11 protein-coding genes and 1 other RNA gene are annotated in these 11,404 nt (G+C 42.4%); 1 reads left to right on the top strand and 11 read right to left on the bottom strand.

Annotated elements, in window-relative coordinates; genetic code table 11:
• Window positions 1-374: 374 nt before the first annotated feature.
• The 7 genes from recR to HNR41_RS08705 all read right to left on the bottom strand — a co-directional run bounded on the left by recR (window position 375) and on the right by HNR41_RS08705 (window position 5,789).
• The gene (recR, locus tag HNR41_RS08735; RefSeq protein WP_184283737.1) at window positions 375-971 is read right to left on the bottom strand and encodes a recombination mediator RecR; all 597 of its coding nucleotides are present in this window, start codon (window positions 969-971) and stop codon (window positions 375-377) included.
• Window positions 972-1,295 carry a YbaB/EbfC family nucleoid-associated protein gene (locus HNR41_RS08730; protein ID WP_184283735.1) on the bottom strand — a complete coding sequence of 108 codons (324 nt, stop codon included), beginning with the start codon at window positions 1,293-1,295 and terminating at the stop codon, window positions 972-974.
• Window positions 1,296-1,364: 69 nt separating this feature from the next.
• Window positions 1,365-3,002, bottom strand: coding sequence for a DNA polymerase III subunit gamma/tau (gene dnaX, locus HNR41_RS08725; RefSeq protein ID WP_184283734.1), 1,638 nt, complete (start codon window positions 3,000-3,002; stop codon window positions 1,365-1,367).
• 119 nt (window positions 3,003-3,121) lie between these two features.
• Window positions 3,122-3,388, bottom strand: an RNA gene (gene ffs, locus HNR41_RS08720) — signal recognition particle sRNA large type.
• 45 nt (window positions 3,389-3,433) lie between these two features.
• Complete coding sequence (locus HNR41_RS08715) at window positions 3,434-4,429, bottom strand: carboxypeptidase-like regulatory domain-containing protein (protein WP_184283732.1); 996 nt, start codon at window positions 4,427-4,429, stop codon at window positions 3,434-3,436.
• A complete protein-coding gene (locus HNR41_RS08710; protein WP_184283730.1) occupies window positions 4,422-5,222 on the bottom strand; it encodes an ABC transporter ATP-binding protein in 801 nt (266 codons plus the stop codon). Before HNR41_RS08710 ends, HNR41_RS08715 begins: the two co-directional genes overlap by 8 nt.
• Before the next feature lie 120 nt (window positions 5,223-5,342).
• On the bottom strand, window positions 5,343-5,789 hold the full coding sequence (locus HNR41_RS08705; protein WP_184283728.1) for a YehR family lipoprotein: 447 nt from the start codon (window positions 5,787-5,789) through the stop codon (window positions 5,343-5,345).
• A 202-nt stretch (window positions 5,790-5,991) separates the two neighbouring features.
• Between HNR41_RS08705 and HNR41_RS08700 the strand changes: the two genes are divergently transcribed.
• Window positions 5,992-6,915, top strand: a complete 924-nt coding sequence (locus tag HNR41_RS08700) for a DUF2382 domain-containing protein (RefSeq protein WP_184283726.1) — start codon at window positions 5,992-5,994, stop codon at window positions 6,913-6,915.
• A gap of 226 nt (window positions 6,916-7,141) precedes the next feature.
• Here the strand turns inward: HNR41_RS08700 and HNR41_RS08695 are convergent, their stop codons facing one another.
• Genes HNR41_RS08695 through HNR41_RS08680 form a run of 4 tightly spaced genes read right to left on the bottom strand, consistent with a single transcriptional unit; the run spans window position 7,142 to window position 11,381 of the window.
• Window positions 7,142-8,485 carry an ABC transporter substrate-binding protein gene (locus tag HNR41_RS08695; RefSeq protein ID WP_229714977.1) on the bottom strand — a complete coding sequence of 448 codons (1,344 nt, stop codon included), beginning with the start codon at window positions 8,483-8,485 and terminating at the stop codon, window positions 7,142-7,144.
• A gap of 40 nt (window positions 8,486-8,525) precedes the next feature.
• Window positions 8,526-9,341 (bottom strand): carbohydrate ABC transporter permease, encoded by an 816-nt coding sequence (locus HNR41_RS08690; protein ID WP_184283724.1) that lies wholly within the window; start codon window positions 9,339-9,341, stop codon window positions 8,526-8,528.
• Complete coding sequence (locus HNR41_RS08685) at window positions 9,338-10,273, bottom strand: carbohydrate ABC transporter permease (RefSeq protein WP_184283722.1); 936 nt, start codon at window positions 10,271-10,273, stop codon at window positions 9,338-9,340. The genes HNR41_RS08690 and HNR41_RS08685 overlap by 4 nt, the downstream gene beginning before the upstream one ends.
• Window positions 10,245-11,381, bottom strand: a complete 1,137-nt coding sequence (locus HNR41_RS08680; protein ID WP_184283720.1) for an ABC transporter ATP-binding protein — start codon at window positions 11,379-11,381, stop codon at window positions 10,245-10,247. The genes HNR41_RS08685 and HNR41_RS08680 overlap by 29 nt, the downstream gene beginning before the upstream one ends.
• Window positions 11,382-11,404 lie beyond the last annotated feature (23 nt).

The following is an 11,404-nucleotide window of genomic DNA, read 5'->3' as shown; positions in this document are numbered from 1 at the left end:
TTAAACTTAAGCTCTTTGTGATACTGCTGACAGTATCTCGTTTGCGTTTTAATTGTTCGCCTCAATCTGTGCTCCTATATAATAGAAGACTTTTTATTCGGAATTAAACGTTGACATATTGTCATTCAGTTTTCAATGTTCTTTGTGTAAAGCTTTGTGTTTGTTTTGTTAAGCTCTTGTTGACTGCTTAATCAGTATAGCATGTGGGGTTTTCAATTGCAAGCACTATTTTGTTTCTTTTTGTTAATTTCTTTGTTGTGTTTTGTTGTGTGCTTGTTTCGAACCCGACAAGAGATAACTATACAGGACAATCCCGGGTTGTGCAACCCTTTATTTGAATTTCTTTTTAAAAAGTTTAAAGAGCCTTGCGGCTCTTATATTTCCGTTCTGTATTCGATCGCTTTCGAGAGAGTTACTTCATCAGCATACTCAAGGTCGCCGCCTATCGGCAGGCCGTGCGCAAGCCTCGTTGTCTTAATCCCAATCGGTTTTATAAGCCTCGTTAAATACATTGCGGTACTCTCTCCTTCTATATTAGGGTTCGTTGCCAGGATGAGTTCTTTTACTTCCTCATCTTTTAAACGTTCCAATAATGAAGGTATGTTTATATCTTCAGGACCAATGCCGTCCATCGGACTAATCGCGCCCTGCAGTACATGATAGAGACCGTGGTATTCGCGCATCTTCTCCATTGCGATAACGTCCTTCGTATCCTGTACAACACAGATTGTCGAACGGTCCCGGTTTTTATCTTCACAGATATAGCACGGGTCCACATCTGTAATGTGTCCACAGACACTGCAGAATGTCAGCTCCCGCTTCACCTGCATTAAGCTTTTCGAAAAGTCGACTACATCGTCTTCCTTCATATTAAGTACATAAAATGCCAGGCGCTGAGCTGTCTTCGGCCCAATACCTGGCAATTTCATGAAGCTGTCTATGAGCTTGGATATCGGTTCAGGGTAATGCATCTACATCATCCCTGGAATATTTAAGCCTTTAGTGTGCTTGCCTAAACGTTCGCTCGACAGTTCGTCCGCTTTATTTAAAGCTTCATTAGTCGCAGCAACGATTAAGTCCTGCAGCATTTCGATATCATCAGGATCTACAACTTCTTCCTTAACGATTACATCAAGTACTTCTTTGTGGCCGGATACTACTACTGTAACCATTCCGCCGCCAGCTGTACCTTCAATTTTTTCTTCTTTCAGTTTTTCCTGCTCTTCTTCCATCTTCTTTTGCATTTTCTGCATCTGTTTCATCATGCCTTGCATGTTATTCATACCACCGCGCATGTTTTCATCCTCCGATACATTATTTTATCACTTACATATTATATATGATTATACTCTATTTACAAACTATCAATCATTAACTTCGACGATGTCACCGAACATCTTGCGGGCAATATCCGACGATTTTTCCTGCTTTTCCTGTTTCTGCTGGAGATTATCCCTGTTGCTGTTAATGTATTCCTGACGAACCTGCTGCCAGCTCGAATCCGGTACGCCGACAACCTGCACTTTTTTACCTATAATAGTAGGAATTAGATTTTCGAGTTCTTCTTTCTTCTCTGCGTTTTGATTTATGAGCTCGGAATGTACGTCGTTATCAAACTTAATCAGCACATGTGTATCGCTTGCTGCGACCGGTTCCGAATCTTTAATCAGCGCTCTCAGAGACTGAAGACCTTTTTCTTCTATATACTGGTAGACTCCCGGCCAGCCGTCTTTCAGCTTAACCAGGTCTTCCTTGTTCGCCTTATCCAGCACACGGGTAATACTTTCGAGTGAAAAGCTCTGTCTGCCTCTCGTCGGTGCAGGACGTTTCGGTTTTGCCTGGACAGCAGCACCTTCTGCGATCTGTTTCTCGAGATTTTTAAGCTGCGCTTTCAGTTCGGCAATTTCTTCTGAAGATGCGCCGCTGCCGATTGCTGCCGGAGCAGGTGCATCGAGTACGCGGATCATTTTAACGATGACTATTTCCAGGTGGACGCTGACGCTCACGGAGAAACGCATGCTTACCATGGCGTCATTCAGCACATCGATCATCTTATAGAGAAGTTCATCTTCAACATGAACGAATGCAGTCTCTTCCGAAACCTCTCCTGAATGTTTCATCAGAATTACATCTCTTATGAAGTAAACCAGTTCATGAATGAGACGCGTCGGATCTTTTCCTTCGTCTATCATCTGATGGAATTTTTTAAATGCCGCTTCAGAGTCTTTCTGTTCGATAAACTTCATCCACTCATTTAACTCGTCTCTTTCGATACCGCCTGTAATCATTACAGCATCCTGCATCGTAATTTCATCACTGCTGAATGCAATCACCTGATCCATAATGGATAACGCGTCACGCATTCCGCCTTCTGCAATACGGGCAATGTATGACAATGCTTCTTTGTCGTATGCAGTGTTTTCCTGCTGTGCCACGAATTCAAGGCGCTCTGTTATTTCTTCGATATCAAGCGATTTAAAATCAAATCGCTGTGTACGTGAAATAATCGTTGCCGGTATTTTATGCGGCTCCGTTGTAGCCAGGATGAATATTGCATGAGCCGGCGGCTCTTCCAATGTTTTTAACAATGCGTTAAATGCGCCTGTCGTTAACATGTGCACTTCATCTATTATATATACTTTGAACTCCGCTTCTGCCGGAGCATATTTTACTTTATCTCTGATGTTGCGGATTTCATCCACACCGTTATTGCTTGCAGCATCAATCTCAATCACATCATTGGCACTGCCATCTGTAATCGATATGCATAATTCACATTCGTTACAAGGTTCCCCATCCGTCTCAAACTGACAGTTCAATGCTTTGGCAAAGACTTTTGCAATACTCGTTTTACCGGTACCGCGCGGGCCGCTGAATAAATAAGCATGGGATTCTTTATTGCGCACAATGGCATTCTGCAAAGTTTTTGTGACGTGATGCTGGCCAACTACATCGCTAAACTTTTGAGGCCGAAAAGCTCTGTATAACGCCTGATACTCCATTAGTATGGCACCTCAACTCTTCATAAATTCTAGCTATAATTATAACATACAGGCTTCTTTATATTCCTGTTTTAAGGCATAAAAAAAGACCTCATCCATATGAAGTCAAAAATTAAAAACCGTGCACCACTTAATCGAGTATGATGAACAAGCGTTACTCGGGAGACCAGCTCAACCACGGCAACCCTACGGCACATAGAATGAGCCACTTAATGCTGCTTCCTTCCGGACCTGACATGATTCATGACGTTCTATTGCATAGGACCGCAGTCTCAACACCGGAACTCCCGAGGCAGTCCTCACACTTCAAACCCTCAAAAGTGGAATTCAGCCTTGCTAGAGCGGATTGCAAGTACAGGGCACCGCTACCTCCCCGCTTAGCACGGTATGTTTTATAATAACAAACTAGTTCTCGTGATGCAAGAATTCTTTTATCTGGCTGATAGTTTTCTGAATAAAGCAATACCGATTGCTGCAATAAGCAGTAACGTTCCCCCTGAAATCAGCAGCAGTTCAAATGTAGAGATTCCGCCTGAGGCATCAGTTGATCGCTCATCTGTTTCAGCTGCTTCAACAGGAAGCTCTTCCTCCGGCTCTTCTTTTGTTTCTTCTGCCGGATCTGCTGTTTCTTCTGCAGACTCCTCTTCAGGTTCCGCTTCAACCGGTGTGACTCCAATTTCATAACCGAGTTTGTTGCGGTTTTCGACTGCAACTTCCACAGGCTCTGCCGCTGCTTCAAATATATCGCTGTCAGCCGGACCTAATGTATAAATACCGTTGGCAACATCCGTAAATGTAAATTCACCATTTTCATCGGACACCGCTTCTATCGATTCTTCTCCTGCAGCCAATACAAGTGTGACTTCTGCTGCCGGATTTTCACCGTCGGTTACAGTTCCGCTGACTGTGTAGCCTTCACCTTTAACAGTATTAATGGAAAGTCTTTCTTCCTCTGCGGGCTCTTCAGCCTCCGTTTCAGGTTCAGATTCGACTTCCGGTTCCGGCTCGGCCACAGGTTCTGTATATGGTTCAGTGTATACTTCAGGCTCTGTATACGACTCTTCATAAGTTTCCATTCCCGGATCTGTGTAAGGTTCGGTATATGGTTCGGTATAAGTTCCCTCATTATTAACAGCCGGCTCTTCGTACTGATTATTATAGCCGTTATTATAAGTGTTATCCTCTGTACCGTTTACGCCATTATTCCAGGCTCCTTCTTCTGTGCCGTTGTTCTGGTAACCATCGTTCTGATAGTTTTCACCGTAACCCGGCTCCTGGTATGTATTATCATACGGTGCCTGTTCCTGCACCGGTTCTCCGTAATACGTACCGTCCTCAAAAGTATTATCCTGCTCAACTGTAAATGCACGGGCAGGGCTGATTATTAATAAGACTGCAATTAAAACCACTATGTATTTCCTAATCATTATTACCCTCCACATCATCAATAACAAGCCATGGTCTTTCATTCTCAAAGTAAACTTTAACAGGTGTTTTGTAAGTTTCGCTCAATAAAGTACCGGTCAGTACTTCTTCTTTTGGTCCTGCTGCAACGATACCGCCGTCTTTAATTAACAGTACATGGGTAATCGAACCTGTCAGTTCTTCAATATGATGCGTAACGTAAAACAGATGGCGTTCTTCTTCCGGAATTTTATTCACTATTTTCAACACATCTTCACGTGCGCGGATGTCGAGCCCGCTGCACGGCTCATCGAGTATTAACAGTTCCGGATTTCCCATCAGCGCCCGCCCAATCAAAACTCTGCGCCGCTCTCCCTGGGAAAACGTATTATACGTCCTGTCCATCAGATGACTGAGATTGAGATCCTGCAGCACTTTTTCCGCCCGCTCTTTTGAAGCTTCATCAATATCCTGATAAATCCCGAATGATGAAAACTTGCCGCTCAGTACTATATTAAGCCCCGTTTCCCTGTTCAGCGTCTCATGAAATTTATCGAGACTCGAACTGACATAACCGATTCTTTTGCGCATATCAGGCAGACTTGCTCTGCCGAACTCCGTACCAATGACGGATGCACTTCCCGCAGTCGGATAGTTGTACCCCATAATAATATCGAGCAGCGATGTTTTACCTGCTCCGTTGAGACCAAGAACCGCCCACTGTTCACCTTTGTTTACTTCAAATGATATATCGTTCAGTATCGTGTCACCATTACGGCGCCAGATGATATTATTTAATGAAAGAATTTTTTCCAATGCCGTCACTCCATACAATATATTCTTTACTATTATAACCGTAAATTACCGGTTACAGCATTAAAAATCCCAGGATAATTATCGTTTCATAGGAACTGATAAGTTGTCCCGGGAAGACTGCTACTCTTCGACTTCAGTGTAACCTTGATCCAGCAGCATTTCTGCAGATTTCTCCATGCTGATTCCTTCACTCGGGTCACCTTCGAAATTAATACCTTCTACATTCTGAAGTTCTTCAGCATCGATTTCATCGTAAATAATGGAAATACTCTCCGTCGCTTCTTCATCACCGAAATCAAAACTGTGTTCTACACCCGACAGACCTTCATACTGTTCAGCGAGGCTGCCGAAAAGTTCCTCAGCCTGTGCTTTGTCGATACCGAGCTCTTCATAATTAAGCACGTTCTCAGTTGACTGGCTGACGACTTCATCACCCTTGTGCGTGTAAACCAGCGTGCTGTCCACTCCCTGCTCACTCAATTCAAAGGTCCTTGTTTCTTCACTTCCGCAGGCTGTTAATGCAATCATCACGGCTGCCAATAAAAATAACGCCCATGCTTTTTTCATAATACCTTCCCCTTTTCGTTCTTTACTACTATACATACCTTATAATACCCGCAATAAACTGTCATTTTAATAAGATTCATAAAGAATAAATATTTTATTTATGTTTTAGAAAAAACCATCCAGGTAGATATATTAGTGTGACAACGAAAAATATTTTAAAAATTATTGAGAATAATAACTATCTCTTTGGAGGGGAATATTAATGAGTAGAATTGAAAATTTCGTTACAGAAAATGATGCCTTGACACGCGCAGAAGAATTAAGAGCAGAAGGTGTTGCAGAACGTGATATCACAGTATTATCGAAGCAGCCGATTACGAACGATGCTTTTGCAGACAGCGGGGTAAATTTCCAGGATGCAGAAGGTTCTGCATGGGATAAATTTGTTTCATTCTTCTCGCCGGATAATCCTGAAGAGAAAGTTTTAAATGATTTAGGTTTAGGCGAGTCAGAACAAGTTCAATACCGTAATGCATTAAATGCAGGTGAAGTATTAGTGTATGTTGAAGAACAGGGCAACCGTGACGACAACGCTATGAATTATGGAGAAAAACGCGACAGCTATAATTATGACAAGACTGCTGACGTTACAGGTGCAGGACTTGCAGGCAGCGCGGCAGCAAACAATAATTACAATAATGATAATGATTACGTTGATTCTGAACTGGATGCACGTGCAGTTGACCGTGAAGGCGAATTAACTGAGGAAGAAAAAATCCAGCTTCGCGAAGAACGCGTAAATGTAGACAAAGAAAATGTTCAGACTGGTGAAGTAACTGTTGATAAACATGTCGAAACTGACAGACAGAAATTTGATATCCCTGTAGAACGCGAAGAAGTTGTAATTGAACGCAATCCTGTTGACGACGTACCGGCTAAAGGCGGATTCAATGACAGAGATGATGTGGATGAAGTCCGTATCCCGGTTAATGAAGAACGCGTAAATGTAGACAAAGAAAACGTTGTAAACGAAGAAGTAACTATTAGAAAAGAAACACATGAAGATGTGGAACATGTATCTGAAGAAGTACGTCGTGAAGAATTAGACGTACATGAAGACGATTTTAATAAAGATAATCTGAGAAAAGACGGTCTTCGAGATCGTGACGATGAATTCAGAAAATAACTGATTAAATACTTTACCCGGGAAATATCCCGGGTATTTTTTTATACTTATATTCATGGTTTTTGATTATAATAGTTAAAAATAACTTTAAGGCGAAACACCTATGACTTTTGGTGATTACGCTGCAAATGCAGATGAGTGGATTGAGCTGTATGAAAGCCGTCCTGCCGGACTAAAAGCCTAAAAAAGATGTCTGCCCCATTCACTGGAGCAGACATCTTTTATTTTAGTTCCCTTGAGCTGCGTTAGATTGTTCGATGACCTGATTGTAGTTCTCTACAATCGTTTCATGCGCTGCTTCAATATCTTCACCGTTATAGACTGATTCAAGACCTGATTCAACGACCTGACGTCCTTCAGGAAGGAAGTTCCCTAATGCACCCTGCGTTGCATTTGACGGTGTTGTAGATTGCAGCTGATCAATCGTTACTTGAAGCTGTGGTGTTTCTTCATGTGCCTGAACCGCAACTTCTTCTTCATATGCTGCCGGGTTAATTGCAAAGTAGCCTGTGTTCACGTGCCACTCAGCCTGTACTTCCGGCTGCTGCAGATACTTCATAAACTCCCATGCTGCCTGCTGTTCTTCTTCTGGTGCACCGTTCATCATCCAGAGGCTTGCTCCGCCGATAACAACACCTTCACGTTTTGTTCCTTCAGGATGAGGAATAAATGCCACACCAACTTCGAAGTCAGCATTGTCTACTACTTCTCTTACACTTGCAGAAGACTGCATGTACATTGCAACATCGCCTGCTAAGAATCCAGCTGCCATGTTGTCTCCGTTAGTTCCGTAGTTGGCAAATGTACCGTCGTTGACCATGTTTTCAACCCACTGTAAAATTGACAGACCCTGTTCGTCAGTCCAGCCGATTTCAGTTGCTGCTGATTCACGTCCATTTTCATTGTTCAATAAATGTCCGCCCTGATTCGCTAACAGCTGTTCCCATAACCAGCCGTATGCCTGTAATGAGAAACCTTTCATATCCGGATTGCTTTCAGTAATTGCTCTGCTTACTTCTTCTACTGCTTCATAAGTTTCAGGAGGTGCCTCTGCATCCAATCCTGCTTCTTCAAATGCATCTTTGTTATAGTACATTACCGGTGTTGAACTGTTGAATGGCATAGAGTAAAACATGTCATCCTGTGAATAGTATGTAGTAATGTTTTCTTCCAGATTACTCATATCGTAATCATCAGCATCGATAAACTCCTGAATCGGTGTAATCTGTCCGCCGTCGATCATCGTCTGTGTTCCAATTTCAAATACCTGCATCATTGTCGGTGCGCTGTCAGTGCCTGCAACCGAGTTAAACATTGTTAATGCTTCATCGTAAGAGCCCTGGTATTCAGCAACGACTTCAACTTCATCTTGAGATTCATTATAGCCTGCAACGATATCATCCAAAGCTGTCTGCGCCTGGCCGCCCATTGCATGCCAGAATGTTACTGTCTGTTTCTCCCCTGATGCTCCTTCTGCTTCCGCTTCATTACCTTCTTCCGATCCTCCGCACGCTGCGAGAATCAGTGTAACTGCTAAAGCCATGTACAATAATATGCTGTTTTTCTTCACTTAAGAACACTCCTAATCTATATTTTAAAATATTGAAGCTTTATTTAACTGCACCATCTGTTAAACCTTTTTGTAAATGTTTCTGACCTAAGAACAGCAGCAGCAGTGTTGGGATAACAACGATTACAGAACCGGCCATCAGTACACCCCACTGGTTTAATTGTTCCTGGCTGCTCATCTGCTTCAGTCCAATCTGCACCGTTCTCACTTTATCGTTTGTTGTTGCCAGGAGCGGCCAAAGATACATATTCCAGGATGTGAGGAAGCCGTATACGCCGAGAGTAATTAAACTCGTCTTTGCCACAGGCAGTACGACTGTCAGATAGAATTTGAAATCACCGATTCCTTCAATCAGACTCGCTTCACGTAACTCCTTTGGAATCATTTTAAAGTTCTGTCTCAACAGAAATGTTCCGAATGCCATCGCAAAAAATGGAAACGTTAATCCCTGATATGTATCCAGCCAGCCAAGATCTCTAATTGTCTGGAAGTTCGGAATGACAGATGCTTCAAAGGGAATCATCATCGTCGCGATAAAAATATAGAAAATAATATCGCGCCCTTTAAATTCTAAAAACACAAATGCATATGCAGCCAGACTCGACAGCAGCAGCTGGCCAATCATAATTACAATTGACACAACAAAACTGTTAATCAGATATTGAAGCATCGGAAAATTTTCAAATACATACTTATAATTATCCAGTGTAAAACTCTGCGGCAGATTTCCTGCCAGAATGTCCTGATTGGTCATAAAGCTCATGATAAAAGCCAAGGCTGTCGGCAGGAACACCATAAGCGATGTGACGATAAGCAGAACGTATAAGATAATTTTCTGCGGCAGCGGTATACTCATTGGTAGTGCACCTTCCTTTCAGCAAACTTGAACTGAATTGCCGTCATAATTAATATAATGACGAATAATACGACTGCCTGGGCACTTGCCGGACCGAACTGTCTATTGACGAAAGCTTCCCTGTAAATTGAGTAAACGATCAGGTTGGTCTCGTACTGCGGACCGCCTTTCGTTAAAATATCAATTTGTCCGAACGTCTGGAAGGCATTAATAATCGTTACGACGAGTACGAAAAACAGCGTGGGCGAAAGCATAGGCACAGTAATCTGAAACAGCTTTCTGAAATAGCCGGCGCCTTCAATATTCGCATTCTCGTACAGACTCTGATCGATAGACTGCAGTCCGCCGAGCAGAATTAAAAATGTAAATCCTATATTCATCCAGATTGTTGTTAAGGATATAGCAATCAATGCCCAATCCGGATCAGTCAGCCATCCTATACTGTCGATACCGATAACTCCGAGTGCTTCATTCAGAAGACCCATCGAGGGGTTGAATAAATACATCCAGAATATTGAGCCTGCAGCGACCGATATTCCCATTGTTGATGAGTACATCGTTCTGAATAAGCCGACACCTTTCAGCTTTTCATTAGCCAGTACTGCTAAAAACAGTGCAATAATTATAGATGACGGGACGATATATAGAACGAAAAGAAATGTAGAGATAAAACTTTTTCTGAATATATCTGATGTATACAGCTGTATGTAGTTATCCAGACCAACGAAAACAGTTGGGGTCCCGGCCATATCAGTCAGAAAGAAGCTTAAGTAAAATGTTTTTATCATTGGATAGAATAAGAAGAGTGAAAATAAAATAATCGACGGCAGCAGAAACATAATACCTTTAAAGAAGTTTTGACGCCGTGTCTTTTTTTTCTGTTTCAAAAACACATTTTTTAATTCACTGCTGCTGGACTGCATCAATTTCATCTCCTTCTCGTAAAGCACTTCTCGAAGAGCGGATCAATTGAGTAGTATCTGAATCAAAGTATGCAAAATCTTCATGGGAAATATTAACCGGAGTAGCTTCTCCTACTTTGATATCCCACTGTCCCGGCCATTTTGCCGTCCAGATTTCTTGGCCCACATCGAATGCTATGGAAGTTTCATTACCTAAGTTTTCGACATTAACAACTTCCAGCGTATGTATCTCTTTACCATCTTCAGGCGGAGTAATGTGTTCGGCACGAATTCCTACTGTGATATTTGGAATATCCTGCAGCCCTTCAATTACTCTGTCCGGAACATCTATAGCGAGTTCACCTTCAATAATGAATTTTTTACCGGCAATATCTTTCTGTACCGTGCCGATATTCATTTTCGGTGAGCCGATAAATGATGCTACAAATAAGTTCGCCGGTTCGTTGTATAAATCAATCGGGCGTCCGACCTGCTGAATCTTACCGCTGTCCAGTACCATAATACGGTCACCCATCGTCATCGCTTCCACCTGATCATGTGTAACATAGACCATCGTCAGACCAAACTGTCTTTGCAGACGTCGGATTTCAATTCTCATATTGGCACGGAGCTTCGCATCGAGGTTCGACAGCGGTTCATCCATTAAACAAATCGGTGCCTGGCTGACAATTGCTCTGGCAAGCGCAACACGCTGTCTCTGCCCTCCGGAAAGCTGTCTTGGTTTACGGTCAAGATAATCACTTAAACCGATCATCTCCGTCGTTTCATGCAGCCTTTTCTGCTGCTCTTCTTTATTTACTTTACGCGCTTTCAAACCGAATAATATATTATCCCTCACAGTCATGTGGGGATATAAAGCGTAGCTTTGAAACACCATAGAAAGATTCCGTTTTTTCGGAGGCAGATGATTAATGACATTGTCATCTATCTTCATCACACCGTCAGTAATATCCTCCAGTCCCGCAATCATCCTTAAGAGAGTACTTTTACCAGAACCCGACGGGCCGACCATTACAAAGAATTCACCTTCATTTATTGTTAAATCTATATCGTCCAGTACAGTAACTTCTTTATCGTATCGTTTGACGATGTTGTTCATTGTTATTTTTTCAGTCATGTGAAAATCCCTCCACGTAGTGT

The sequence above is a fragment of the Jeotgalicoccus coquinae genome, from assembly GCF_014207425.1.
GTDB classification, from domain to species: Bacteria; Bacillota; Bacilli; order Staphylococcales; family Salinicoccaceae; genus Jeotgalicoccus; species Jeotgalicoccus coquinae.
This window is presented reverse-complemented; position numbering and strand designations above follow the sequence as displayed.